27 protein-coding genes are annotated in these 26681 nt (G+C 53.1%); 11 read left to right on the top strand and 16 right to left on the bottom strand.

The features are described from left to right. Positions 1-23 precede the first annotated feature (23 nt). Positions 24-3179: a DEAD/DEAH box helicase gene (locus V6U78_RS04395; RefSeq protein WP_405337646.1), complete on the bottom strand. Its 3156-nt coding sequence runs from the start codon at positions 3177-3179 to the stop codon at positions 24-26. A gap of 182 nt (positions 3180-3361) precedes the next feature. Then, positions 3362-4081 (bottom strand): ribonuclease PH, encoded by a 720-nt coding sequence (gene rph, locus V6U78_RS04390; RefSeq protein ID WP_405337643.1) that lies wholly within the window; start codon positions 4079-4081, stop codon positions 3362-3364. Positions 4082-4141: 60 nt separating this feature from the next. Between rph and V6U78_RS04385 the strand changes: the two genes are divergently transcribed. Then, positions 4142-5017, top strand: coding sequence for a YicC/YloC family endoribonuclease (locus V6U78_RS04385; RefSeq protein ID WP_405337640.1), 876 nt, complete (start codon positions 4142-4144; stop codon positions 5015-5017). Positions 5018-5181: 164 nt separating this feature from the next. Next, the gene (locus tag V6U78_RS04380; RefSeq protein ID WP_405337637.1) at positions 5182-6495 is read left to right on the top strand and encodes an ATP-binding protein; all 1314 of its coding nucleotides are present in this window, start codon (positions 5182-5184) and stop codon (positions 6493-6495) included. 253 nt (positions 6496-6748) lie between these two features. Here V6U78_RS04380 and queC read toward each other — a convergent pair whose 3' ends face one another. The 4 genes from queC to V6U78_RS04360 form a co-directional block, all read right to left on the bottom strand. Then, positions 6749-7420, bottom strand: coding sequence for a 7-cyano-7-deazaguanine synthase QueC (gene queC / locus V6U78_RS04375; protein ID WP_405337634.1), 672 nt, complete (start codon positions 7418-7420; stop codon positions 6749-6751). Positions 7421-7509: 89 nt separating this feature from the next. Then, positions 7510-8442 (bottom strand): 5-oxoprolinase subunit C family protein, encoded by a 933-nt coding sequence (locus V6U78_RS04370; RefSeq protein ID WP_405337631.1) that lies wholly within the window; start codon positions 8440-8442, stop codon positions 7510-7512. 3 nt (positions 8443-8445) lie between these two features. Next, positions 8446-9162 carry a 5-oxoprolinase subunit B family protein gene (locus V6U78_RS04365; protein WP_405337628.1) on the bottom strand — a complete coding sequence of 239 codons (717 nt, stop codon included), beginning with the start codon at positions 9160-9162 and terminating at the stop codon, positions 8446-8448. Continuing rightward, positions 9159-9899: a 5-oxoprolinase subunit PxpA gene (locus V6U78_RS04360; RefSeq protein WP_405337625.1), complete on the bottom strand. Its 741-nt coding sequence runs from the start codon at positions 9897-9899 to the stop codon at positions 9159-9161. The genes V6U78_RS04365 and V6U78_RS04360 overlap by 4 nt, the downstream gene beginning before the upstream one ends. A gap of 185 nt (positions 9900-10084) precedes the next feature. Here V6U78_RS04360 and V6U78_RS04355 point away from each other — a divergent pair, with 185 nt between their 5' ends. From V6U78_RS04355 to V6U78_RS04330, 6 genes are all read left to right on the top strand, one after another. Then, on the top strand, positions 10085-11068 hold the full coding sequence (locus V6U78_RS04355) for a TRAP transporter substrate-binding protein (RefSeq protein ID WP_405337622.1): 984 nt from the start codon (positions 10085-10087) through the stop codon (positions 11066-11068). A 38-nt stretch (positions 11069-11106) separates the two neighbouring features. Next, a complete protein-coding gene (locus V6U78_RS04350) occupies positions 11107-11661 on the top strand; it encodes a TRAP transporter small permease (RefSeq protein WP_405337619.1) in 555 nt (184 codons plus the stop codon). Between the two features lie 12 nt (positions 11662-11673). Then, the gene (locus tag V6U78_RS04345) at positions 11674-12969 is read left to right on the top strand and encodes a TRAP transporter large permease (protein ID WP_405337617.1); all 1296 of its coding nucleotides are present in this window, start codon (positions 11674-11676) and stop codon (positions 12967-12969) included. Between the two features lies 1 nt (position 12970). Further along, positions 12971-13495 (top strand): winged helix DNA-binding protein, encoded by a 525-nt coding sequence (locus V6U78_RS04340; RefSeq protein ID WP_405337614.1) that lies wholly within the window; start codon positions 12971-12973, stop codon positions 13493-13495. An 89-nt stretch (positions 13496-13584) separates the two neighbouring features. Then, positions 13585-15384, top strand: a complete 1800-nt coding sequence (locus tag V6U78_RS04335) for an ABC transporter ATP-binding protein (RefSeq protein ID WP_405337611.1) — start codon at positions 13585-13587, stop codon at positions 15382-15384. Positions 15385-15492: 108 nt separating this feature from the next. Beyond that, on the top strand, positions 15493-16182 hold the full coding sequence (locus tag V6U78_RS04330) for a crotonase/enoyl-CoA hydratase family protein (RefSeq protein ID WP_405337608.1): 690 nt from the start codon (positions 15493-15495) through the stop codon (positions 16180-16182). A 5-nt stretch (positions 16183-16187) separates the two neighbouring features. On the opposite strand, the gene V6U78_RS04325 is transcribed toward V6U78_RS04330, so the two are convergent. From V6U78_RS04325 to V6U78_RS04315, 3 genes are all read right to left on the bottom strand, one after another. Next, positions 16188-16610, bottom strand: a complete 423-nt coding sequence (locus V6U78_RS04325) for a hypothetical protein (protein WP_405337605.1) — start codon at positions 16608-16610, stop codon at positions 16188-16190. A gap of 96 nt (positions 16611-16706) precedes the next feature. Beyond that, a complete protein-coding gene (locus V6U78_RS04320; protein ID WP_405337602.1) occupies positions 16707-18128 on the bottom strand; it encodes a sensor histidine kinase in 1422 nt (473 codons plus the stop codon). Positions 18129-18138: 10 nt separating this feature from the next. After that, positions 18139-18639, bottom strand: coding sequence for a hypothetical protein (locus V6U78_RS04315; protein ID WP_405337599.1), 501 nt, complete (start codon positions 18637-18639; stop codon positions 18139-18141). A gap of 177 nt (positions 18640-18816) precedes the next feature. Here V6U78_RS04315 and V6U78_RS04310 point away from each other — a divergent pair, with 177 nt between their 5' ends. From V6U78_RS04310 to V6U78_RS04300, 3 genes are all read left to right on the top strand, one after another. Beyond that, a complete protein-coding gene (locus V6U78_RS04310; RefSeq protein WP_405337596.1) occupies positions 18817-19671 on the top strand; it encodes a hypothetical protein in 855 nt (284 codons plus the stop codon). Positions 19672-19770: 99 nt separating this feature from the next. Continuing rightward, positions 19771-20319, top strand: coding sequence for a dihydrofolate reductase family protein (locus V6U78_RS04305; protein ID WP_405337593.1), 549 nt, complete (start codon positions 19771-19773; stop codon positions 20317-20319). A 537-nt stretch (positions 20320-20856) separates the two neighbouring features. Then, the gene (locus V6U78_RS04300) at positions 20857-21771 is read left to right on the top strand and encodes a helix-turn-helix domain-containing protein (RefSeq protein WP_405337590.1); all 915 of its coding nucleotides are present in this window, start codon (positions 20857-20859) and stop codon (positions 21769-21771) included. Positions 21772-21961: 190 nt separating this feature from the next. Here V6U78_RS04300 and dnaB read toward each other — a convergent pair whose 3' ends face one another. From dnaB to V6U78_RS04265, 7 genes are all read right to left on the bottom strand, one after another. Continuing rightward, positions 21962-23410: a replicative DNA helicase gene (gene dnaB / locus V6U78_RS04295; RefSeq protein WP_405337587.1), complete on the bottom strand. Its 1449-nt coding sequence runs from the start codon at positions 23408-23410 to the stop codon at positions 21962-21964. Continuing rightward, positions 23407-24543, bottom strand: coding sequence for a DnaT-like ssDNA-binding domain-containing protein (locus tag V6U78_RS04290; protein ID WP_405337584.1), 1137 nt, complete (start codon positions 24541-24543; stop codon positions 23407-23409). The genes dnaB and V6U78_RS04290 overlap by 4 nt, the downstream gene beginning before the upstream one ends. Continuing rightward, positions 24536-24820: a hypothetical protein gene (locus V6U78_RS04285; protein WP_405337581.1), complete on the bottom strand. Its 285-nt coding sequence runs from the start codon at positions 24818-24820 to the stop codon at positions 24536-24538. Before V6U78_RS04285 ends, V6U78_RS04290 begins: the two co-directional genes overlap by 8 nt. Before the next feature lie 22 nt (positions 24821-24842). Then, positions 24843-25034, bottom strand: coding sequence for a hypothetical protein (locus V6U78_RS04280; protein ID WP_405337578.1), 192 nt, complete (start codon positions 25032-25034; stop codon positions 24843-24845). 272 nt (positions 25035-25306) lie between these two features. After that, on the bottom strand, positions 25307-25600 hold the full coding sequence (locus tag V6U78_RS04275) for a hypothetical protein (RefSeq protein WP_405337575.1): 294 nt from the start codon (positions 25598-25600) through the stop codon (positions 25307-25309). Between the two features lie 135 nt (positions 25601-25735). After that, entirely contained in the window at positions 25736-25942 is a 207-nt protein-coding gene (locus tag V6U78_RS04270) for a helix-turn-helix transcriptional regulator (RefSeq protein WP_405337572.1), read from the bottom strand. Positions 25943-26004: 62 nt separating this feature from the next. Next, positions 26005-26679: a hypothetical protein gene (locus V6U78_RS04265; protein ID WP_405337569.1), complete on the bottom strand. Its 675-nt coding sequence runs from the start codon at positions 26677-26679 to the stop codon at positions 26005-26007. Positions 26680-26681 lie beyond the last annotated feature (2 nt).

Genomic DNA, 26681 nt, shown 5'->3' with positions numbered 1-26681 from the left:
CTTTTTTCATGCGCGCTCAGATCTTAGCCGACAGCGAGTTTAGCCGCTTGTTGCCACATAAAATGAGGCATAGGTGTTTTAAGCCGCCAGTGAATGCTCATAGGTTGTGAGCCTGTATGAGAGACATACTCAACTTCGCCATAATTCACAAAGCCCATTGTACGCCCGTACTCATCTTTTGTTTGCTCGCGCACGAATAAAAATAAGCGTTTGCCGCTTTTTCGGTGTTCGATGTAACTCTTGCCTCGTCCTCGATCTGGCCTAGCGCTATTCTGCGACTGCCAATGAAATAAATGCTCGCTGATTGCATAATCGTGATACATGGTGGCAGGAGAAAACTGTTTTTCATTTTTATTTAAGGTGACAAAAAGCAGCTCTTTATTCTGCTCTTGCAGCGCAAAGACGCCTTCACGTGCCGGAGGCTGATGTTCAAAAGAAGTGGCGCCAAAGGCAACTAAGATCTGCTCGCGTGCGTAACGAGCATGAAGCCTCAGGGGGACATCAGGAAGATCTTCCATCATAGGCTGCTCGTGCTTGGCTTGAGCACACTGCCAATGGAGTACATCAAGCAACTCTGCTTGCACGCCCAGCTGATTTAATTTTTGCAAGCTCTGTATTATGGAACTGAACCCGTATTCAGGCCCCGTTTTCTGCCAAAAGTCGTAATGACACATCAGTATTTGGCGAGATGCTCTCTCGCTTGCCGCTGGTAGGTTGATCGTAAAGTCTGAGAGGCACAACTGCCTTAGAAAGTGCAGGTAGGCATAGTCATCACAAGCCAAAATACGTGTATGGATGGCTCTTCTGATTATTTTGCGTGACTGGTCATCCAGTGTGTTCTCTTTTATTTGATCCTTGGCTTGTGCGACCAGTTCAGCCCAGCTACCACGCTTATAAAGCTCATGCAGATCAATATCGGGATGCTGTGCAAGAAAGTTGGTCAGCGTTAGCGGCAAGGTAGAATGTTGAGGAAACTGCCGGATCATTGCAACGAGGCGCTTGAGTGTCAGTGAGGCTTGCCGAATATGGCTGAGAATCATCTCTTGAGTGCGCTTGGTAAGCTCGATTCGGCAGCCCAGTGGTGCATGAGGAAAGCCTTGCTTGATCTCTTCGCTAATGGCACGCGGACTCCTTCCTACAAGGGCCCTAAATTTATTGGCAAAATCATATTCTGGGCGCGAGTTGCCGACAAAATCTAAGACAGTGCAGCACTCTTTCCCTGCTGCGAGGCGTAATCCTCGACCAAGCTGTTGCAAGAAAACAGTCAAGCTTTCTGTTGGGCGCAAAAAAAGCAGTGTATCGATTTCGGGGATATCCACACCCTCATTAAAAATATCCACTACACACAAAAGATTGATCTGGCCAGTGCGAATGGCTTGTTGTTTTTGTTGGCGCTCATGACTGTTATCGCTAGTGAGAAGATCAGCCTTGATGCCCTTCAACAAAAATTGTTGCGCCATGTATTGAGCATGCTCACGGCTCACACAAAAGGCCAAGGCTTTCATGGTGTTCAGGTCAGTGATGATTTCTTGCAGGCTCAGCAGAATCTTATCGAACCGCATTTGATTGTGGGTATAAAGGTGCGTGAGTTGAGCAATATCATAGCGCCCACGACTCCAAGAAATACCGCGCAGATCAGTATCATCCTCTATACCAAAATACTGAAATGGGCAGAGATGGCGTCGATTGATGGCTTCAGGCAAGCGGATTTCTGCTGCGATCACGCCACAAAAATCTCCTAATATATCGCCTCCATCATGACGCTCAGGCGTTGCCGTGAGACCGAGTAAGATCGATGGTGAGAAATGATCGAGCAGCGCGCGGTAACTGCTTGCCGCGATGTGGTGGACTTCGTCAATGACAATGTAATCGTAATAATCTGGCGTGAGATCGAGCTGGCTAAGTTGATTGTTCAGTGTTTGTACTGAGGCAAAGAGTTGACGGTAGTGCTCAGGTGTATGGCCGCCTACCCAGAGCTCACCAAATGCACTATTGCGCAAGACACCACGGTAAGCTGCTCTAGCTTGTTTGAGGATTTCTTCACGATGGGCCACAAACAAAAAGTTGGCCTCTGGCTTGGCTTGGATAAAGCGAGCAAAGTCGAAGGCTGAAATGAGCGTTTTACCTGTTCCTGTTGCTGCCACAACGAGATTACGCCAGCGCTGGTGCACCTGGCGCTCAACCACCAGCTGCTCAAGAATCTCTCTTTGGTGAGGGAAGGGAGTGATATGAAAGAAATGTGCTGGGCCTGCATCATCACCGTTACGCTGCTGATTCAAGGCTTTTTTCAGTTTTTCAGTGCTTTGAGTGTCACCGCTAAAGGATTCAAAATCATCTGAGGCCCAGTAAGTTTCAAAGGTACTGAGTGATTTGTTGATGATGTGCGGAATTTCTTGCGCAGTGATTTTTAAGTTCCACTCTAAGCCATTTGTGAGTGCTGAATGAGAGAGGTTGGAGGAGCCTATATAGCCAGTGTGGAAGCCAGTCTCACGTAAAAAGAGATAACTTTTGGCATGGAGGCGTTCACGATCAGTATTGTAGCTTAGCTTGACGTGAGTATTGGGTAGGCTGGCAAGGTATTCCACGGCCTTTGCATCTGTTGCCCCCATATAGGAGGTGGTAATGATTTTCAACTCTCGGCCGCTGGCAGTAAAGGCTTCAAGCTCTTTACGGAAGATGCGAATTCCAGCCCATTTGATAAAAGACACCAACCAATAAATGCGATCTGCGGATAAGATTTCTCTTTTGAGTTCTGACTCTAGTGAGAGCCCAGCATTGCTACCACAAAAAAGTTCGCTTTGCGTGAGGCCAGTGAGCGGAAAGATCTCGCTAATATAGTGTTTAAGATCAGCAGCAACTGGATTTTCGAACTCATAGAGCGCAGTCAGAATCTTACCTTGGCTGGCGATCAGATTTTCTTCAATAAAACATTGATCTTGAATTTGTGTTTTGAGCCAGAGGAGAATCTGATTGGCAAGGTCGATTTGTTGCTGTAATCGGTCATCCCCAGCGGGGATAGATTCAATGGCATATTCGAGAATAGGTGATAAAAAGCGCGATAACCAGATTGAGGCTTCGTTACTTGTCAACTCGCGCTCTCCAACATAAAAGCGCTCATGATCGAGCTGACTGGCAATCAGCTGCGTAATCAGTTGTTCGTAAATCCCGATTTGCTGCATGGCGTCCCTTTCATCAATGTGATGTGCCCCTACCCAGCTGGATTCTAGCCTTGATCTTGCATGCCGATCGAGGGGTAGAGTTGGTCAAGATGGGTCTTGTTGGCCATCAAGATAAGGAAGCACTTGGCTTCCTTATCTCTGCTGAGCCGCCAACTGCTGTGGCAACCTAAAAGCTGCGCAAATTAAAGACTACGCAAGGCTTCCTTTTGTAGCGCAATAATCTGCTGTCCGCCTTCTTCGGCCAGCGCGAGCATGGCGTTCATTTCATCACGTGTGAAAGCCTGACCTTCTGCGGTGCCTTGCACTTCGATAAAGCGGCCATCTTCGGTCATCACGACGTTCATATCAGTACCGCAGTTGGCATCTTCGGCGTAATCCAGATCCAGCACCGCTTCGCCTTGATACATGCCAACCGAGACAGCGGCAACAAACTGTTCGAAGGGATCTTTCTTCAGCAGCTTTTGTAATTGCAGATGACGCAGGGCATCAACCAAGGCCACGCAAGCGCCGGTGATGGAGGCCGTGCGAGTGCCGCCATCGGCTTGTATGACATCGCAATCGAGCGTCAGGGTGTATTCGCCCAGTTTTTTCAGATCGACAGCCGCGCGCAGCGAGCGGCCAATCAGGCGCTGAATTTCTAGCGTGCGTCCACCTTGTTTGCCGCGATTCGCTTCACGCGCATTGCGCGAATGGGTGGCACGGGGCAACATACCGTATTCAGCGGTCAGCCAGCCTTGCCCCTTGCCTCTGAGCCAGCCAGGGACGCTTTTATCAATACTGGCAGTGCAAATCACCTGCGTATCACCAAAGCTCACCAGAACAGAGCCTTCGGCATGGCGAGTAAAATGACGCTGGAGAGTAATAGGACGGAGTTGATTCGCCGCTCGACCGCTTGGACGCATAGAAAAGTCACCTAGTTAAATTCATTTTTGACCCACCATTATACACAGGAAGGACAGCCCATGACGGCCAGTATGACCGCTTTCGCGCGTTGCGAAGAACAGCATCCCTGGGGACACCTGAGCTGGGAAATCCGCTCAGTGAATCAACGCTATTTAGAACCTCAGTTTCGTTTGCCAGAGACCTTGCGGGTGATTGAGCCAGAATTACGCCAGCGACTGAGAAAGCATCTTGCACGCGGTAAGCTGGATATCACACTGCGCTTTCAGCCCGCCGTGCAGGGAGATCGGCTGCAGCTTAATAGCGACCTGCTGAATCAGCTGCTGCAAGCCTCGCAACAGATCGAGCAGGCAGCCAGCGTCCATCAGGTACATACAGCGGCGATCAATCCCCTTGAGTTGATGCAGTGGTCAGGAGTGCTGCAAGCCACCGAAACAGACGAAGAGGCACTGCATGCTGCGGCACTGGCATTATTTGAGCAGGCGTTAGGCCGCTTGCAGGAGCATCGTCTGCGTGAGGGCGCGGCCTTGGCAGAGATGATTGTCGAACGTTTAGACCAGATTGCTCAGCACCTAGAGGCCGCACAGCAGCATCTGCCAGAAGCGCTGGCCGCTTGGCGAGCGCAGCTACAAGAACGTGCCGCACAGCTGGGTCAGCAGGTGGAGCCACAGCGCCTTGAGCAGGAGTTGGTGCTGTTGGCGCAAAAGCAGGATATCGCCGAGGAGCTGGATCGACTGAAAACGCATCTTGTTGAAGTGCGCCGTGCCTTGAAGAGCCAGCAGCCAGTGGGGCGGCGTCTGGATTTTTTGATGCAGGAGATGAACCGCGAGGCCAATACGCTAGGCTCAAAAGCCATGAGTATGGAGATGACGCAAACCTCAGTCGATCTCAAGGTCTTGATCGAGCAGATGCGCGAGCAGATCCAAAACATCGAATAGGTTCCTGGGTAGAAAGTTACCCGCCCAAGAATGTCTTGCTCAATGAGAACGCTGCAACACTTTTATGCGCATTAAAATGTAAAATGACGCACTTTTATGCGCGTAAAAGTGTAGGTTGAGCTATACTACAGGCAGTTAACAGTCTTAATTGGCGGGAAATGACAATGCAGCGCAACTTACTCAACGCCCTAATAGCATGGAAAAATCAACCGGTGCGCAAGCCATTATTGATCGATGGTGCAAGACAAACAGGTAAAACCTATCTGCTGCAAGAGTTGTTTGGGAACACCTTTGCCAACATCCTTCGTATCGACTTTCTTGAAAACCCTGCTTACAAAGAAGCGTTCGCTGGCTCACTGTCACCTGACGAGCTAGTCATGAACATTGAGTTGTTAACCAACCAAGCGTTCAACCCAGCAACCGACTTGCTGATATTAGATGAAATTGGCGAGTGTGAACGTGCCGTAACTTCGCTTAAATATTTTGCCGAAAAAGCGCCGTCCTATTTTGTCGCAGCCAGTGGTTCGAACATTGGTTTGCTCAACACCTTCCCTGTGGGCAAGGTAGAACAATACAATTTACGACCACTGACCTTCCAAGAATTTATTTACGCATCCAACGAGCAAGCACTGATCAAAGCATTTGATAGTCAAGCAAGCACACCGGCGGTGCACACTAAATTGATGGATAAACTCACTGACTATTTTTTTACCGGTGGTATGCCGGAAGCCGTTTCTGCTTGGTATCAGTTTAAGGATTCAAGCATTCTAGAGCGTGTTGAAAAAGTCACAAAAATTCATGCCGATTTAGTTGAAGGTTATCGCCGCGATTTTGGTAAGTACGCGGGCAAGGTTGATTCCACACTGATTGAATCGGTATTTAATAGCATTCCAGCCCAGCTATCACTTGTCAGCGATGAGTCGGTTAAACGCTTTAAATTTAAGCATGTGCATGAGCGTAAATCTCGTTATAGCGACTTTGAAACCGCGATCCATTGGCTTGACTGCTGCCGCTTAGCTTTGCCAAACTACCCTGTTGAAGGATTGCCGAAATCTCCGTTGGCGGCCTATAAAAAAGAAAACATGGTGAAACTGTTTCTGTTTGATGTGGGCCTGCTTAATCATATGCTGGGCAGTAGTTATAAAGAGATTAAGCAACAAAACTATGAATACAAAGGTTATGTGGCTGAAAACTTTGTGCAACAAGAGCTCACTGCCATTGGCGTTGACCCAAGCTATTCATGGCATGACGCCCGTGCCGAAATCGAATTTATTTTGGCGACCGATGAAGGCGATATCGTCCCTGTTGAAGTCAAAAGTGGTAAACGTACAAGAGCAAAATCGTTGGCATCCTACGTTGAAAAATGTGCACCCAGTAAAACCTTTAAGTTAACGGGTACACAAGGCTCTTCAGCGTTAGAACAAACCAATATCGTGATGCCTTTGTATTTCACGCAGTATTTACCTCAGCGATGGTAAAAGCGCGTTGCGCGGACCCCGAGGTCTACACAAAGTTACCTTATGGGAAAAAATTTTTAGACCTGAATGCCGAATACTCGATACTCAGCCTTATCAACATTGGATACCATGGCATCTAAATTGAGATTTATTCTATTAAAAGGTGAAATTCATAAGAAACGCCCAAATGGATACAGTTGTGTCTATTGTAGTCAAATAAAGCAAAAAATGGACATTACTGTATCCAGCAATGGATAGGGTGCCGAGTTCCGGTTTAAGCTGTTTGATACTTGAGCGGATCAGTGTGGCCGCAGCGTGCAAAGGCATCGAGTCGTTCTCGGCAGGCGCTGCATTGGCCGCAGGCAAGCGTTTGGCCTTGATAGCAGGTCCAGGATTGGCTGTAGTCCAATCCAAGGGCCAAGCCTTGCTGCAAGATCTCGGTTTTATTCAGATGCAGGAAGGGCGCTCGAAGGGAGACAGGCTGCAGATTCGCCAGCTGGGCCAGCTCATCCATGCGTTCAACAAACTCGGGGCGGCAATCAGGGTAGAGAGCATGGTCGCCGCTGTGTGCGCCATAGTAGCAGGCTTCGATACCCAGATTGACGGCATAGCCAATCGCCAGTGACAGCAGAATCATATTGCGATTGGGAACAAAGGTGATGGCGAGATTATCAGGTGCATAATCTGCCAGGGGGACATCTTGATCCCCAGTGAGTGCAGACTGATTAATCAATGGCTGAATGGCGCGCAGATCAATAATTTGATGCTGAAGCTGGAGTTGCTGACAGACCTGTGCCGCGACCTGGAGTTCTTTGGCATGGCGCTGACCATAGTGAAAAGAGACAGGGAAGACCTGATAGCCTTGTGCTCGCAGTTGATGGAGCAAGGTAAAGGAATCCATACCGCCAGAGTAAATCAGGACTGCTTTGGGTGCTGAGGTCATCATCTCTCTCATGGGTTGCGCAATCAAAAAAGGGAGCCAGGTCCACCGCGCCATATTAGCAGCCTTGGGTTGGAGCGGACAGGCTCTGTTGATCAACCTAGCTGCCAGATTGAGAGGCTTTCCAGCGCTTGGCGTTCAGTGCAGGCGCGTAATCTCAGTGGGCTGCCTGGCGGATGTTGGGCAAGACGGCTACAAGCTAAGGGTGTTAGTGCGCCGAGACGCGGGTAGCCACCAATCGTTTGACGATCTTGCATCAGCACAAAAGGCTGACCATCTGGCGGCACCTGCACGCTCCCCAGCGGCATCCCTTCGGAAATCATGCCAGAGCCACGATAGTCTAAGCGCGGCCCGAGCAGTTGCACGCCCATACGATCCGCTCGCTGGCTGACCTGCCAAGGTTGGTTAAAAGCAGCAAAGAGGCTGGCACCGCTAAAGTCGTGAATCTGGGCGCCTGGGAGCAGATCAAGTGGACCAGCAAAGACATAGTCCAGTTGCTTCAGCGCAGCCGGTGGCGTGGGCCGATGATTGGGTGCGCGATTCGAAGCCCGCCCGAGCAGCTGATCGCCACTGGCCAAGGCTCGGCCACCGCCTTGGTGTCCTCCTAGCCCTTCTCTTGGTACGGCAGCGCAGCTACCCATTTCCAAGGGGGCATGCCAGCCACCGGCCAGAGCAAGGTAGGCTCTGAGGCCGCGACGTGCAAAACCCAGGGTGAGCTTTTGTCCTGCGCGTACGGGGAAAGCCTCCCAAAGAGGCTGGTTGCGGCCATCCAGTGTGAGATCTAATTCGGCTCCGGTGACCGAGATCCAGCAGTCGGCCAGAGCGAGCAGGCTCAGACCACCATAGAGGACTTCTAGGCAGGGCAGTTGAGTCGCTTGATTGAGTAGATGATTGGCCCAGGCAAAGGCCAGCCCATCGGCAGGCCCGCCCTGAGTGACACCCAGATGACGCAGACCAAAGCGCCCCTGATCTTGTAGCAGCGTGAGTGGGCCAGCTTGTAGCACCTCAAAGAGTGGACTTGGTGTCATGACTTAAACTTCTTGTGCGCTGATATTGCCACCAAGACGGAGGAAGGTGGCGCGGTCGATGGGTTCGATCACCACCCTGTCGCCCACTTGAAATAGGCTTGGCGGTTGACGATGCAGATCAAATAAGCAGCTGGGTGTGCGTCCTAGCAGATGCCAGCCACCCGGCGTCTCACGCGGATAGATGGCGGTTTGCTGTTCTGCGATGGCGACACTGCCGGCGGCCACTCGTTTGCGTGGTGTGCGAAGACGCGGCTGGCGCAGTGCCAAAGGCACACTGCCCATAAAGGCAAAGCCTGGAGCAAAACCCAGCGCAAAAACACGATAGGGATGGCCGGCATGCAGCGCCACGATGTCTGTCCAAGACTGACCGAGGCGCTCTTCGAGCGCCAGAAGATCTGGGCCGACACTGGGGTCGTACCAGACGGGCAGCTGGTGCTCGCGCTGCACCTGCTCAGCATCGTCTGGCTGGAGTTGGCTGAGCAGTTGGCTGAGTTGCTGATGCACTTGCTCAGGCGCGGCGCGGCGTGGATCAAACTCCACCAGCAGACTGGTATAGGAAGGCGTGAGGTCGACCAGTACCTCTCCCAGCGTCTGCTCGCAGGCACGCTGCAACGGAGCAATCCAGGCCAGATTCTGCTCATCCAGCTGATCAAACAGGCGAATCAGCCAAGCATTGATCGCAGCCCGCTCTAGGCGTGGTAAGCCTTGTGCTCCTCTCATGCGGCTTCAATCATTTGACGCAGTTGGCCCACAAGGGCGATGGATTCGCTGTGATCACCATGCACGCAGATTAAATCCGCCTGTAAACACACTTCACCCCCATCCAGCGTGGTCAGGGGCTCGCCCTGCATAATGCGTCTGACCTGCTCCATCATCTGCGCGGGGTCGGTGTGCACGGCACCAGCCTGACCCCGAGGGGCCAGTTGACCATTGGCCAGATAAGCCCGATCCGCAAAGGCTTCCCACCAGAGGGTGAGGCCGCGTTGCTTGGCTTGGGCGATCAAGGCTTCGCGCTCAGGAACGGCCAGCAGAACCAGCGCCAGCTCAGGGTTAAAGTCAGCGACAGCAGCGACCAAGGCCGCGAAGACCTCAGGCCGCTGCATCATGTCATGGTAGAGCGCGCCGTGGGGTTTGACATAGCGCAGCGGCCAGTCGGCAGCGCGACAAAAGGCATCCAAAGCTCCAAGTTGATAGAGCGTCAGGTTGTAGATCTCTTCAGGCGTATGAGGAATGGAGCGGCGGCCAAAGCCTTCTTTATCGGCATAACCTGGGTGGGCGCCTATTTGCACCCCCAGCTGCTTGGCCAGCGCGACTGAACGCCGGATGGTGTGGGGATCAGCCGCATGGAAACCGCAGGCCAGATTGACCAGATGAATATGCGGCATCAGTTCGGCGTCACGGCCCATAGACCAAGGGCCGTAGCTCTCTCCCGCATCGGCATTAAGGCGAATAGTCATGGAATCTATCTCCAGAATCTTGTTATGTTTTCACTAAATTGAAGACAAATTGTCGATAATTTGCAAGAAAATTATTGACGAATTTCACGTTGATTGACTAATCTGGCCCTGTTACCTGCTGTAAAGCTCGTGCCGGACATGAGTCTTCTTAATCAAAAAAACAAAACAATGTGAGGATTGACGAGATGCTGAAAGCCTTAATGCAGTCTGTCATCGCGGGTGGGCTCTCGCTGGGAATGCTGAGCCAAGCCTGGGCAACAACCCAATGGGATATGCCCACACCCTATGGAGAGAGAACCTTTCATACCGTCAATATTCGTCAATTTGCAGCGGATGTCGCTGAGCTGACGGAAGGCGAGTTGCAGATCAATGTGCACTCTGGTGGCTCCTTGATTGCCCATCCTGAAATCAAAAATGCCGTACGCCGTAATCTGGTCCCGATGGGGGAGCTGATTATGTCGCGCTTGGCGAATGAAAACGCCATCTACAATGTGGATTCTGTGCCTTATCTGGCCACCAGTTATGAAGATGCCCAAGCCCTGTGGGAAGCCTCGGAGCCAGCCATTCGTGCCGAACTGGCTCGCCAAGGTTTGCAGATTCTGTTTGTGGTGCCTTGGCCGCCTCAGGGCATCTACTCGCGCAGTGAAATCACGCGTATCGAAGATCTGCGCAACCTGCGTATGCGGGCGTATAACACCTCCAGCGAGCGTTTTACGCGCTTGGTGAATGCGGTGCCCACTCAGGTGGAAGTGCCTGATATCCCCACGGCTTTCGGTACAGGGCGTGTGGCGGCGATGATGACTTCTCCGGCGACAGGTGTGGATACCCAGGCTTGGGATTATCTCAGCCACTACAACCATACCCAGCTGTGGTTGCCGAAGAATATGGTCATTGTCAGTGATCGTGCGCTGCGTCGCTTATCTGAAGAAACGCGTGCGGCCTTGTTTGCTGCAGCAGAGCAGGCGCAGGAGCGCGGCTGGCAGATGAGCCGTGAAGAAACCGAGCGTGCTCTGGTGGGCCTACGCGAGAATGGTATTCATGTGAGCGATCCCACCCCCGAACTGGATGCCGCACTGCGTGAAGTGGGTGCGACCATGACGGCCGAATGGCAGCGTGATGCCGGTGCCGCAGGTGAAGAAATTCTACGTCGCTATCGCGCAGCAGACTAATCCCCAAGGGCTGGGGTTCTCCCAGCCCAGGAGTCACTATGATTGATTATAAATTGATGCCCCTGTATCGCGCAGGGGCCTACTTGTCTGCGCTGTCCTTGGTGGCCATTTGTGCCCTGATTAGCGCGCAAATCCTCTGTCGCTTGTTGGATGTGCTGTTGAGCCTGGTGGGTTTGGAGACGCTGGGCTGGTCTGTTCCAGGTCTCTCAGAGATCGCTGGCTTTTTGCTGGTTGGTGTGAGCTTTATGGGATTGGCCTACACCTTTGTCGAAGGCGGCCATATCCGCGTCACGCTGTTGATCAGCCGTCTTGCGCCTCGCTGGCGCGTCTGGGTTGAAATGGCCTGTTTGACCTTGGCTGTCGCCCTGACTTTCTATCTGGCTTTTTTTCTGGCCCGCCTCGTTGAAGACAGCTGGACCTTTAGCGAAATGTCCTATGGCCTGTTGAGTGCGCCCTTGTGGATTCCGCAGAGTGTGCTGACCGCTGGCATCCTGCTTTTTGCCTTGGCCTTGCTCGAAGCCTGGTGGGGAACCGCCAAGATAGCGCTGTTGCGCCCTCAGACCTACGTGGCGGATGACCACGCCCAAGAATAAGCGGAGCCAATTATGTTATTGATCATGTCTGTGCTGTTGATTGCACTGGTGATTTTTCTGGGCGGCGGTGTGTGGATCGCCTTTTCTTTGATGGCGCTGGGTTGGCTGGGGCTGCACTTTTTCACCTCGATTCCAGTCGGCGATATGCTGGCCTCAGATGTATGGAGCTCAAGCTATAGCTGGGAATTAACCGCCCTGCCCTTGTTTATCTGGATGGGCGAGATCCTCTTTCGCTCACGCTTGGCCGACGATATGTTTACTGGCCTGTCTCCTTGGATGCAGCGTGTTCCAGGTCGTCTGCTACACACCAATGTTGTTGGCTGCGGTTTGTTTGCCTCTGTATCTGGCTCTTCTGCGGCCACCTGCGCCACTATGGGCAAGATGACACTGCCTGAGTTGAAGCGTCGTGGTTATGATGATCAGCTCGTGTTGGGCACTCTGGCAGGCTCAGCCACGCTTGGCTTGCTGATTCCACCTTCGATTATTCTGATTGTCTTTGCCGTTGCCACTGACCAATCGATTGCGCGCCTGTTTCTGGCCGGGGTCTTTCCTGGCTTGATGCTGATCAGCCTTTTTGCGGCCTATATCATGATCTGGTCTTGGTTGAATCCTGAGCGTGTTCCTGCCGCAGAGCCAGCTCTGCCCTTGCGTGAAAAGTTCCGCCGTTCACGCCGTCTGCTGCCGATGCTGCTGATGATTGTGGGGGTGATAGGCTCAATTTATACCGGTATTGCTTCGCCCACTGAAGCCGCCGCCGTGGGTGTGGTGCTTTCTTTGTTGATTGCGCATTTTTCTGGCAGCCTCAACTGGAGCAACTTTCATGAAGGCTTGTTGGGCACGGTAAAGACCTCGTGCATGATCGCCTTTATTCTGGCCGGTGCCTCCTTCCTCACTGCGGCGATGGGCTTTACGCGCATGCCGGCTGAGTTGGCGGCCTTGATTGCCGGTTATGAGCTATCGCCTTGGATGCTGCTGGTGGCCCTCACGCTGTTCTTTATTGTGTTGGGCTGCTTTCTGGATGGTATTTCTGTGGTGGTGTTGACCACTGCGATCATGTTACCGATGGTCGAGGCGGCAGGATTTAATCTGATCTGGTTTGGGATTTATCTGGTGATTGTGGTAGAAATGTCGCAGATCACACCGCCAGTTGGGTTTAATCTGTTTGTGCTACAAGGACTCACCGGCAAGAATATTATGCAGATTGCTAAGGCTGCGCTGCCCTTCTTCTTGCTGATGCTGCTGGGTATCGTGATCATCACTCTCTTCCCAGAAATTGTGACCTACCTACCAGAGGCAATGACAAACTAATATGGCTGGCAAAAAAACGCGTGAGAGCCTAGGGCCAATCGTTTCTTCCGAGCATCTTTCGCATCAGGCGCGAGAGCTATCCGAGTTTGAGTTTGGCCTGATTATCTCAGGCCATGCCTTTAACCGCTGGATCGTGCGCTGCATGACCGCCGCTGGCTACTCCGAGCTGAGTCCGCTGGATGTGCTGGTGGTGCATAGTGTGAACCATCGCCAAAGGCCGAAAAAGCTCTCCGATATCTGCCTGGTGTTGAATGTAGAAGATAGCCACACCGTCAGCTACGCACTGAAAAAACTGATGCGTCTAGAGCTAGTAACCAGCCAAAAACAGGGCAAGGAAACCCTGTTTCATACCACTGAGAAGGGACAGCAAGCCTGCCGCACCTATGCGGAAATTCGTGAAGCCTGTTTGGTCGATTCCCTCTCCACGCTGGGCATCAGTCCAGAAGAAATGCATCGCCTAGCTGGTGCGATGCGGGCTTTTTCAGGCATCTATGATCAGGCCTCGCGTGCTGCGGCCGCCTTTTAAACCCAGCTGAGATTGCTTTTTGTTGTCATTTAAGCCAGCCTCAGGGCTGGTTTTTTTATGTTGTTTTGGCTTGATTGAAAGGAAAAGACATGTCCACGGGTACGGCCTCCCATGCCAGCAGCAGTTTTGCTGCTTTATTACGTTTGTTGCGCTATGCGCGCGGTTATCGGCGGCGCATTATTGCGGCCACCAGCTGCTCGATTATCAATAAGATTTTTGATATCGCCCCTGAAATTCTGATTGGTGTAGCGATTGATGTGGTCGTCAATCAGGAGCAGAGTTTTGTCGCACGTTTGGGTTTTGTGACGCCACAAGAACAGATGCTGGTCTTGGCGGTGCTGACCTTCTTTATCTGGGCGGGTGAATCGATCTTTGAGTACCTCTATAAAATTCTGTGGCGCAATCTTGCGCAGCGTTTACAGGCAGATCTGCGGCTAGAGACCTATGAGCAGGCGCAGCGCCTGGATATGGCCTACTTTGAATCGCAAAGCTCAGGCCAGCTGGTCGCGACGCTGAATGATGATGTGAACCAGCTGGAGCGCTTTCTGGATGGCGGGGCCAATGCGCTGATACAGGTGGGCGTCACGGTGGTGGCGGTGGGCGCGGTCTTTTTTGTCCTCTCGCCCTTGATTGCACTGCTGGCCTTTACGCCGATTCCGCTGATTATCTGGGGCGCGTTTTTCTTCCAGAAAAAAGCTGGCCCTCTGTATGCCGATGTGCGCCAGAAGGTGGGTGATTTATCCAGCCGGCTTTCTAACAATCTGGCCGGTATCGCCACGATTAAAAGCTTTACCAGCGAGGCGCGAGAAGCCGAAAAACTTCGCCAAGTCAGTGAGGCCTATGTCGAGGCCAATCAACGCGCTATACGTGTCAGCTCTGCCTTTATTCCGGTGATCCGCATGGCCATTTTGGCTGGCTTTTTGGCCACCTTTACTGTGGGCGGCTTTTTAGCACTGCGCGGTGATTTAAACGTAGGAGCCTATGGTGTACTGGTGTTTCTCACTCAGCGTCTGCTATGGCCTTTGACGGGTTTGGCGGAGGTGATCGATCTGTTTGAGCGTGCGATGGCCAGTACACGCCGTATTTTGGATCTGCTGCATACTCCGGTCACCATTCAAGACCTGACTGATGCGACCTGGTCGGCTCCAGTGCAAGGTCAGATCCGCTTTGAATCGGTCAGCTTTCACTATCCTTCTAGCCCTGGTGGGGTGGATCAAGTCTCCCTGCATTTGCCCGCAGGTCAGACCTTGGCTCTGGTGGGGGCAACGGGATCAGGCAAATCAACACTGATGAAGCTGCTGTTGCGCTTTTATGAGCCTCAGGCAGGGCGCATTTTGATTGATGATCAACCGATAGATCAGGTCAGCCTAGCTGCCTTGCGTGGCGCGATTGGGCTGGTGAGTCAGGATGTGTACCTGTTTGAAGGCACGATTGGCGAGAATCTGGCCTATGGCCGTCCCGATGCCAGCGAAGCCGAGATCATCGAAGCGGCACGTTTGGCTGAGGCTTGGGGCTTTATCAGCGCGCTGCCTGATGGCTTGGACACGCAGGTTGGTGAGCGGGGTATTCGTCTTTCTGGTGGTCAGCGCCAGCGTCTTTCTCTGGCGCGAGCGCTGCTCAAAGATCCGCCGATTCTGGTGCTGGATGAGGCCACCAGCGCGGTCGATAACGAGACCGAAGCCGCCATTCAGCGTTCTTTAGCGCAGATCAGTCAAGGCCGGACGGTATTGATGATTGCGCATCGGCTGTCAACGATCGTGCAGGCCGATCAGATAGTCGTGCTCGAAGGCGGGCAGCTGGTCGAGCAGGGTACGCATCAGCAGCTTCTTGCCTTGAATGGGCGCTATGCCGCGCAATGGCGCGTGCAAACGGGCTTGATGTCCCCCTAGATCACGGCGTGTCAGCAATAGGATCAACAGCAAGGATGCTTTTTGTTCAAGACTTGGGGTAAGCTTAAAACAAGTGTTTGAACCTCGAATAAGATCAAGGAGAACAAGATGCTGGTTGATTATGCGTTAGAGCAAGGGGTCGCGACGCTGCGTCTCAATCATGGCAAGGTCAATGCGCTGAGTCATGCGGTATTGGCTGAGCTGAATCAGGCTTTGGATCGAGCCGAGCAGGATCAGGCTGTCGTCATTCTGGCGGGTCAGCAGGGGATCTTCTCAGGAGGTTATGATCTGAAAGAAATGCAGAAAAGCCCGCAGGCTGCGATGGAGTTGGTCGCCGTGGGATCGCGCCTCGCTCGGCGTTTAGCGGCCTTTCCCTTGCCGGTGATTGCTGCTTGTGAAGGCCATGCGATAGCCAAGGGCGCATTTTTGCTCTTGTCGGTGGATTATCGTATTGGTGCAGCAGGGCCGTTTCGTTTAGGACTCAACGAAGTTGCCATCGGTATGACCATGCACCACGCTGGGGTTGAAATGGCGCGTGAACGCCTGCTGGCGCCCTTCTTCCATCGTGCGGTGGTGTGCGCCGAGATGTTCTCACCTGAGATGGCTTGCCAGGCCGGTTTTCTTGATGAAGTCCAGCCAGCTGAATCGGTGATGCAGCGGGCTGATGAGGTCGCCAAAGCGATGCAGCAGCTGAACCTGAAGGCCCATGCACAGACCAAACTCAAGGCCCGCGCTGCCTATCTGGCTCGTCTTGATGCGTGTATTGAGCAGGATTTGAAGCATTTTGATGTGATCTAGGTTCCCTAGGCTTGGCTGACCTCTTGCCAGAGCTGTTGCGCTAGTTGGTGGATCTGCTGTGCATCCGCTCGAAAGGCCGCTTGATCTCTGAGTGAGCACTCTAATTTGGCTTCTAAGCGTGCGCGCAGAGACTGGATGGCTTGGGTGAGATAGAACTCCAGCTGGGTATGCTGATGTTGCAGCGGCGCGCTGAGCGGTGAATAGGGCGGGGTCCAATCAATATAGCTGATACTGGCCTTGGCACGATAAGGGCGATGCTGGGCATAAAACTGGCACTGGAGCGTAAAGCGCATCTCGATATAGGGGTGGATATCATCAGGGTGGGCGCTGAGGTCCAGTTGGATCTGAAGGTGGGTGGCCTCTTCTAGGTCGGCTTGATCCAGCGCCATCTGATAGTGTGCAGGCTCAAGGTATTCGATGGATGGCATGCTGCGCGTCCCTCGCTAAAAAACAGATGTCCATGCAGCAGCCTAGTACAAGATGGCGCAGGTTGCTGTTTTTTTGATCAGCCAGGGTTGTGCTGTTCAGTCCGTGGTGTGCTGGGCTTGTTGTGCGGACTCAGCTTCAGATTCTGTTGGTATGATCGGCAGTGCAAAAAAGAAGCAGCTGCCTTGGCCTGTCTCGCTTTTGAGCTCCAGTTGCCCGCCCATCTGCTCGATAATGCCTTTGCAGATCGCAAGCCCTAAGCCTGTTCCACCGTAGCGGCGCGCTATCGATGAATCGGCTTGACTGAAGATGGCAAACAGATGCTGCTGAGCCTCAGCGCTGATCCCGATGCCGGTATCCTCTATATGGCAGTGTAATCGATCAGCGGTTTGCCAAAGCGTGAGACGTATCGAACCTTGCTCGGTAAACTTGAGTGCATTGCCCAACAGATTGAGCAGCACCTGGCGCAGTCGTAGCGGATCGAGTCGATACCAGCCACGTGCAGAAGGTGCCAGCTCCACCTGCAAATCCAGTGTTTTGCGATTTAACTCTGCAGCAAAGAAATCCACCGTCTCTTCCAGTAGGGGCGCCAGTTGGACGGGCTGTGGATAGAGTTGGAGTTTCCCGGCTTCAAGGCGTGAGACATCAAGAAGATCATTCAGTAGCTGCATTAATGAGTGCGCGCTGTTGAAAATAGCATCCGTGTACTTGCGCTGCTCTTTATCCAGCTGGGTTTCGCGTAGCAGGTCACTCAGTCCAAGTACGCCGTTCATCGGCGTGCGGATTTCATGGCTGAGGGTCGCCAAAAAATCAGTTTTGGCTTGATTGGCTGCCTTGGCTTCCTGTGCGGTGATCTCCAGCTGTTGCGTCATCGCTTGCGCTTGATACTGCGCCTGCCGCGCTGCAATCGTGTGGCGAATCAGAACAAGAATAATGCCGCTCATGGTCAGCGTCAGCAGAATAATCAAAATAAAAAGAGTCTGGTACAGGCTGCGTAGCTGCTTGCGTGTTTCTGAGTTGATTAGGCTGGTCTCGCCCTTCATAAAATTGATCAGTGGCTCAGTCGTGGCTTGGAGCTCTTGTGAAAGATTGAGCAGCGCAGTGACCTGCTCTTGTGCCTGTTCACCCTGCTCCATGATGGCATCCATCTGCGCAATAATATTGGCGGCCAGATGACTGGCATCATCCGGGATGGGATGCGCGCCAAAGGCTTGCGCAAATTGGCCGCGTTGTAACAGTGCCATGCGGCTGTAGAGGATTTCAAAACGCAGATCCACATTGGCCCAGAGCTGCCCTCGTGCTTGATACTCGCTCAGCTGGGCTGCAAATTTCAGATTCTCACGATCGAGCTGATAAGCCGCCCACAGCGCATCATCTCTTTCAGCCGCGCGCATCTGTCGTTCTTGATTTTGCAGCACCCACATTAAGCTGAGCGCTGCGCATAAGAACACAATCGCCAACACCGGCAGTAACCAAAACTGGCTGCCGGTGCGAGAAAGAGGTGAGTGGGTGGAGGGCATCAGCTCACCTTTAAGGTAAGAATTCAATATGACGCACTTGCCAGACTGAGCGGTTGTAGTACATCTCTGTCTCCAATTGCGAATAGGTATCAAAAGGATAGATGACAAACAGCGGACCACGATCGCGAATTCTCAGCACACGCCCATCCTTGTGTGTGGCTAAGATCACCGGATAGGTGAGCAGGTCTTCAACGGGAATATCGGCACTAAAGTCATTCAGCGCAGTCAGGCGTAAAGTGCCAGAGGGTGAGGCACCAACAGCCTCGATCAAGGCGCGGAAAAGTACACCCTGGTAGAGATGGGCTTCTTCTGTCCAAGGTGTGTGTGTTCTTGTGCTGGCTTGTTCGAGTGCCTCAAGCTGAGCACGATCAAAGTGGCGCACTGGCTGCCCAGAAGCCGTGGGCTGAATCGCGCCACTGACAGTCAGTAGAGTCGGCCCCTGAGGCGTGGATTCAGCCTGAGCATTGAAAGAAAAAACCAGCCCCAAAAGACACAGCATGAGCAAACGCATAAAAGTTCCTCGTTATCGATCAGTCTGGATTATGCCGTTTTTTATCTGGCGCTTCATCCCTGATCCCCGCTTCTTTTTTTACTGGATATAGATACAGCTTTGTGGTTAAGATAGCAGCGAGTTCACTGCCGCCCATTCTGGGTGGTTACGGATCTGCTGTCTCGATGGAGGAAAGCCATGCCCAGCGCTCTGCCACAGTCTCAATTACTGTCCACGCCTGAAGACGCTCTGTTGATCACTTGGAACGCCCGCCAAGGAGAGTTGCATCTGCGCGGTGCCTTCTGGCGACCACTGGGTTTACAGGGGTTGGTGATCGGGAGCTCTGCGCGTGATGTGGCTTGTTTTCGTCTAGAGGGCGATGGACGGCGTACCGCCCTCTCCTTATCAGAACTGCCCCCCTTGCCTGAACTCTTTACGCATCCCGCCGCGCAGCCTTGGCGCGAGAGTTTTCCTGCTGTCTGGCTGATGGCCGTTGAAGATTCGCCCTGTGCGCTCACCTTGCTGCGTTTGGCCTGCCTTTATGCTGGCGCTGCACAAGAGCTACAGACTGGCCCTTTTCTGCTGCAAGCCACCTGTCTTGATCTGGCGCGTCGCTGGGCCGAAGATGCCGACTATGCTGCCGCACTAGAGCAGCCACCGCGCCAGCGTTTGGCTCAGCTTGGTTGGCCTCAATCGACGGCATTGGTGCACTTTCTTGCCAGATTGCCAGCTCAGGCTTTTCCGCAGGCAGAAAGCGCAGGCTGGATGACGTTTTTAGATCAATCTGGTCTGGCGGCACGGCTTGAGCAAGGCCCGCGCCTTGATCTGGCTGGACTCAAGTTGCTGATTGATTTTCCGTTGTTGGGCTGGTTACCAGTGCTTTATCAATGGCGCGCCTTGACTCAATCTGAGCACCAGGCCCTGCGTCGTGGTTTATCGATTCTGACCCGTCAGGTGGAGCATCAAGGACTGGCCCGCTGCTTGCGAGCCCTGAGGCAAATGCACAGCCTCGAGGAACTGATGGCCTATGAGGGTTTGAGACTGGTGGAGTGATCCGCAAGCTCGCGCTGGTGGCGCTGCATCATCCTAGAGTAGGCCAAGCGGTCTGATGGCGGCCTGCCCCTGATGAATCACAATCTTAAAGGAGGGTCAATGACGATCCAATGTTCTGTTTTTATTGCGGCCAGTGTTGATGGATACATCGCGACATTGGACGGTGGCATCGAGTGGCTTGCAAAGCCAGAGTACAATGCAGCGCCGTTATCCGGCCTGACCTATGAAGCCTTCATTGCCAGTGTCGATGCCATTGTTATGGGTCGAAAGACCTTTGAGAAGGTGCTCTCTTTTGACGCTTGGCCCTATCAAGCTATCCAAGTGGTGGTACTGTCCAACACGGATCTCTTCATTCCTGAGCAACTTGCTGGTGCAGTGCAACATGAATCAGGGCGGCCCAGTGACATCGTGGCGCGACTGGCCAGCATGGGCATGCAGCACCTCTACATAGATGGTGGCGTGACGATACAAGGGTTTTTGAAGGAGGGATTGATCGATGAATTCACCATCACCCGTATCCCTGTTCTGCTTGGAGACGGCCTCCCTCTCTTTGGAGGCGTTTATCCAACGCAGTCACTCACACTGATTGAGGCGGTCGCATCGGGCAATGGGTTTGTCCAGGAGCGTTATAAAGTGGAGAACCGCTAGTCATCCTCGACTAAGTGGATGGTTGCTGCTGTAGCCTAATGCACAGGCCAGCTGCGTCCTTTCTGCTCAATATGTTTTTCATTCCAGATCGCAGACATAAAAAAACCACCCGTAGGTGGTTGTTTTTAAAGCGAAAATGGTGGAGACGGCGACAAAGAACCACCATTAAAAAACAATAGCTTATAGCCATTTTTTTAATCTTACCCAGAAAAAACCCCAGATAAATAGTGCCTTTCTATGCCACTAAAAGCAACAGCATAGCTTTAATTTAGCAGAATGGGTAAAACAGCGCTTTATCCTTGTTCTCCTTTATTTGTTCTTTCTGGGTCTCTTTCTGGGTAATAGGTATAAATTCACCTGAAAGTATTGCTCAGCAATGCTTTTAAGTGGAGTAAACCTCCGCAAAAGTACCGAAAGCGGCATGATGCAAAATCAAAGAGTCTCTGGTTCAATCGTGGGTTTGTCATTTGAACTCAGGATTTGAACCCCCCCCTCTTGTGGTATCATTGAATCCCGATTCATTCAGAGATTCAGGCAATGGCAAAACCACGGGCTTATTCAGAAGAGCAACGCGCTAAGGTGCTGGCGCTGCGTCAAAGCGGCTACAGCGTAAAGCAGGTGGCCGAAATGATGGGGCTACCAGAGGGCACGGTTAAGACGATCACCCGCCGTGATACCGCAATCCTCACCAATCCCCAGCATCGAGACTTCTTTCGACTTCCTGAGCCAGCCATAGGCTCCACTGGTGGCACTCATGAGCTGGCCGTGGTCGAACCACCACCGCAACGGATTCAGACGGGTGACAAGGAGGTCGATGCCATACTTTGGCTGCGTGAAATGATCCAAACGGGGCAGCCTGCATTGATCGAACATGCGCTTGCAATGGCATCAAGGCTTGATGAGGAAACGCTCAGGGCGATTGAGAGCCGATATGCTGCAATTCTGGCATCTCAGAGGGGTGCGCTGGTGGCCGCCTTCAGCTCAATGGGATTTTGCAACCTTGAGGGTCTGGCTAGGGGCACCCTGGAGAAGAAAAAGGAGCGTGAGGCAGCCGTGGTCATCTTTGGTGAAGGCGATTACTTCACCACACCACAAGAACAATTCTGCATTGATGCACTGGCCGGGCTGGAGACTGACCGGCTTGGATGCCACGCGCCTGAGGATGTTGAATCCAGATTCATTCAGCACAAGAACCTTTTACCCTGGACGCTGGCCGACTGCGTGCGTGAACTCCAGTTCTGGCGTGAATTGGATAGGCACAAATACGCCCTTTTTGGTTGTGAGCTGGATCAAGCGACTTATGCCCGTGAAAACTTCATCAGACTGCTGATGACCCGCATCAGGGCACGCGATAAGACGGAGGTTCGGCTTGTTTGGGAGTATGTGGTAGATCAGGACTTGCAGGCTGACGAACTGAACCCGATTGTCGAGAACCTGCTGGGTATCAGGTAGAAATGTCCTTGCTTTATCCCTGTTTTGTCCCTGCTCGCCTCGTTTTTCTGGGGGGGGAGGGGGGCTGCTTGGTCGTAATCTAGGATTAGGTGGCTAATCCGTTCTTCATGACTGAGTTCAGCTTCTAGGGGGTGCGGGTGGTCATCTGACATTGAGATTTTCCTTTTATGCTGGTTGTTTTCGGTTTGGTTCATGCCCTAAACCCACTGGGCTTGGGTGCAGCGGCTTGCATGGCCGCCACTTCTTGCGCGGTGAGATCGCTGAATCTTGAGCGGCTGAGCTGGGCGCGGGTGTGGATCGTTCCGGTTTCGCCTTCGCGCTGCTTGCCTATGATGATTTCGGCCACGCCTTTGAGGTGGGTGTCTGGGTTGTACACTTCATCGCGGTAGATAAAGGCCACCACGTCCGCATCTTGCTCAATGCTGCCTGACTCTCTCAGGTCGGCCAGCATGGGGCGTTTGTTGGCCCGTTTCTCAACTTCGCGGCTCAGCTGGCTGAGTACCACCACCGGACAGCCCAGCTCCCTAGCCATGATCTTGAGGGCGCGGGTCTGCTCAGAGACTTCTAGCGTCCGGTTCTCTGCTCGCTTGCTGGTGTCGCTGGTCATCAGCTGCAAGTAGTCCACTACCACCAGCGCCAGCCCTCCCTGCTCCTTGTGCTTGGCGTGAATGCGTAAAGCCTTGGCCCTCAGCTGGCTCACACTCAGCGCGGCGGCATCGAGCAGTTCTAGCTTGCTGTCGCCCATCTGCTGCATGGCCAAAGCCACACGGTCAAACTCATGATCTTCTAAGGCGCTGGCGTTGGGTGATAGCGTGCCGTTCGGGTCTTTGAGCTTGCGCCCATCCACCTGAGCCAGCATCGAGATAAAGCGCTCTCTTAGCTGCTGCTCTGACATTTCAAGGCTGGCGAACAGCACGGGGCGGGTTGGCATGGCATGGGCTACCCAGTTCATCACCAGCGCCGTTTTGCCCATAGCGGGGCGAGCGGCAAGGATGACCAACTGCCCAGGGTGAAGGCCCAGTGTCATCTGGTCAAAATCACTCAGGCCAGTGGGTAGGCCCATTGGGTTAAAGTCACCTGCTATGCGCTTTTGCAGGTCGCGGTTAAAGTCCTCGGCCAGCTGGCGGCCCGTCTTCATGCCGTTGTGGTTGTCGGCCTGAATCTTGAGCAGCTGTTCAGTGGCGGCGCTAATCAGGCTTGCGGGTGTCTGGGTCGCATCTTGGCCCAGTCGGTGCAGTTGCTCAGCCAGCGCCAGCAGGTGGCGGCGGGTGGAATCGGTGCGCACCACCTCAGCATAGGCGGCTAGGCTCGAAGACTGGCACGCCGAACGCATACACTCCAAAGCGTTGAACTCTAGGGCTTGGCGGCGCTCTTGGCTGACTCCCTGCGCCTCAAAATGCTGGGCAAGGGTGAAGGGGTCGATCGCTTGGCCAGCGTCTTCCATCTGCATCAGGGCGCGGAACAGTTCGCCATGCTCTGCCAGCCAGAAATCACTGGGCTTGAGCCGTTCGCGGATCTCCAGCAATGGCAGCGGGTCATGGTTGGAGCAGGCCAGAAACACACACCCTAAAACAGCTTGCTCTGCCTCAGCGTGCCAAAGGCTAGGCGGTTGAATCTCAGGGGTAACGCGCTGATTCATGATCTCACTCCCTTGGCTTCAAGTAGGACTTGGCCGACAACCTGCGCCAGCGTGTCAAGGCTGCCTAAGCGCTGTAAGTTTATCCAGTTGTCTTTGCTGAGTGTGGTGCTGTTACGGATCGCATCAAACAGGCCACCCCACCAGCTCAAGCCCGTTTCTTGGTCGTGGTATCGCATCTGGTTAGGATCGCTGTTCAGTGGCGTGGTGAAGCCTTCATGCCAACGTTGGGCCAGATTTGAGGCAGACTTGGAGCGTTGCCACTCGGATAGCGTTGGAACTGGCTTAATATCGCCCAGTTTTGCGCTCCACAAGGCGTGCAGCTCTTGGGTAGGGCATCCGCTTATGGTTGGGTCTAAACCGCGCTGAGCGGCGTATTCTGGCGCTGTTTGGGGTCGGCCCATTTTCTGCCAGTCACGCGCCAGCCACTTGGCCAGCTGTGCAGTCCAGCCTGTGCGGGTGTGTTCACGGCCATAGCTGACTGAGTGGTGAATCTTGAATTGGCCGATTAACTCCTGGTCGTTAGCGAGGGCATGGGCCACTGGTTCGGGGATCATGGCCATGCTCAGCGAGGCGGTCAGTTGGTCGATAACGGGTTCCCAGTCGTTGCGCATGGGCTGGGGTTGGTCAGGCTGAGCTGGCCCCTGTTCGGCTGGTTGCTGAGCAGGTGGGTTTGCTGGGGTCAAGTCGGGCGCGTTCGCGTGCGTGCTCTCTGTAGTCTCTGCCTGTAGTCTCTGTGTATTCTCTGTATTACTCTGCTGGATTCCATCAGTCTTGTCTGCTGGATTCCCGCAATCCAGTTTGCTGGATTCCCGCATACTTGTTTGCAAGGCACTAATTAGCTTCTCAGTGTTTACACGATAAAAGCAGCGGCAAGGTATGCCTTGCCTCTTTTCTTCCAGAATACCCAGCGCTTTTAGGCGTTTGCGTGCAGTCTCTTGCTCATAGCGGCTCAGCGCGGTTTCTTCTTCCCAATCAGCTTGGGTTTTATAAAACCAGCCATCAGCATTGCTTGTGCGCTTCGACCAATACACGGCCTGACTGAGCATTAACGCACCTGTCACGCCGATACCTAAGCGAGCAAAATCACGATTAAAGGCTATGGGGCGGTCTGGTATATAATTTCCATCATTCATCATCACCACCCCCAAAGCCAAGCTCGGCCTGCTGCTCAATCAAGAATTCGCCGCGCTCAGAAAGACTCTCGGATACGATACCTAGCGCGATATGAAGCCCTGCGCGGGTGCTGGCGCGAATACCTTCATCACCCAGCACGTCAATAATGGCATCCAGGGCAGCAGATGCCTTGTTAAGTGTGCGGATATTGCCCACGCGCTCGGCACTGGCGATGTTTGCGCGGTCGGTGTCTGTCAGTCGGGCAGGTGCGCCTGCCAGTTGGCTCTGGTTGTTCATGGTGTCACCTCAGAGATTGGATTTAAACGGGTAAACGGCGGCTGATAGCTGCGCTGACGCTCGGATAAAAACGGCCAAAGATGCGCCGTGCTTCTGCTGAGGTGGCCGCGATGATTTGCAGCGGGTAGTGCCCTTTGGCACAAGATAAGCGCCAGCGGTACAGGCGAACGGCTGGGGCGTGTGAAAGGGTCGGGCTGGTGGGGGTGTTGTTCATGGTTACGGCTCCGTTTTAGGTTGGAACCGTCAACAACCATTTCCACATGATTGGTGACGGACTGCACGGGGGTGGAAAACTGGTTAAAACGGAAACCAGCCAAGCCGAAGCTTGCCCCGTACAGGCCGCCATAGATCGAGCAGCAGGCACAAAAAAAGCGCCTAATGCTTTGGGGGGCGCTTGTACGCCGTTTTAAACTCAGGTTTCCACGCCTGACTGGTGATTTTGCACCAGCAGGAAGAATATAGCTCAAACGTGGGGCCAGTTCAACACTATGCTGCATGATGCACCCCCTTAGCGCTCAGCAGCGCACGGGCTTTGGCTCGGCCAGCTTCGGTTAAGCGATAGCGCCCAAAGGGTGCAGCCCCTTCTGGTTTAATGCTATCGGTGACAAGCAGGCCTTCAAAGCCATGCACACGGCGCAAGCTCTGGATAGATTGGGGAATGCCGTTCACGGGTGGCATGTGATCGCGCAGCTCTTGCTGACTCATGCCCTGGTTGGTGTTGAGTAAAAGACTCAAGATAATGCGCTGGCGCTTGCTCAGGCTCAGTTTGGCATTACTCATAAAAGGGGATCTCCTATGGGTTTAGGGTTTCCCTTTTACTGCTGAGGTGCTAGTCTCTAGATTCGTTTTTGAGTTCTAGCCTGAAAAAGCAGCAAAAGGATGTGCCAGCCCCACCTGAAAAGGTCGGGGCTTTTTTTATGCTGTTTCTAGGCTGTTTTCCCAAGCTGTAATGTCAGCAATGCGCCAGCGGGTGCAGTTATCGCTGAGGCGAACAGGTGCAGGAAAGCGGCCATTGCGTACCCAGCGCCAGACCGTGGCGGGTGAAACACCAAAGCGGCTTGCAGTGGCCTTAACAGTGAGAAAGGATTGCTCAGGGGCGGTGTGGGTGGTGTTTTGCTGCATGTGAATTTGCCTCGCTTCAATTAGTGACAACAAGGCGAATCGTAGAGGTTCGGATGGTGGTGCTACAGAGGGGAGATTAGGGCAGGTAATAACCCCCCCTTTTTTTCCCTCAGCCTTTTTAAAATCTGACTGGTTAATGCGCGGAAACCGTCTGAGCCAGCAAGTGTAGAGGGGGCAATGCTGACAATATCGCCAACCATTTTTATAGCAGAGGGTTTGTCTGATATTTTGCGTGTATCCGATTTAAACGGGAATCCATGCAGCCGCGCCAAAACAAGAAGAAAAACAATTCTGAATTTACGATTTTCATTGACGGTTTTCTTATGTGGCGGTGGCTGAATATCCCCCCTGTTTTGTGCAATAAACAAGCGTCCAAGCTCCCCCTCTGGCAGTTTTCCGGTCTTCTCCAGAAGCAGGGTTGCAGATGCACGCGCAACATCAAAATAGCGCCTATCCTTGCTGGCCAGATCAAAAATAACCTCCTCTCGTGTTGTCTCTATCGCCCTCAGTTTTGCTTGAGAAAAAAGGTATTCAGTCTTAGCTGAAACAAACTCCCTTAACGCAATTAGAAAGCTGGCTTCATCCTGGTCTTCTGCTTCAAGCGGCCTACTGAAAATACGCTCTATCCGCTCATTCACCTCAAGGTAATCTTCAAAGAAAATTAGGTGGGGTTCTTCCTGTAATCGCTTCCATGCGTAGGCTAGGGTATGCCTGCAAGCTGCCTCTTTTTCATCCATCC

The organism is Marinospirillum alkalitolerans (assembly GCF_045055655.1).
Taxonomy (GTDB): domain Bacteria; phylum Pseudomonadota; class Gammaproteobacteria; order Pseudomonadales; family Halomonadaceae; genus Marinospirillum; species Marinospirillum alkalitolerans.
The sequence above is the reverse complement of the archived record's forward strand: the minus strand, read 5'-3'. Positions and strand labels throughout refer to the sequence as shown.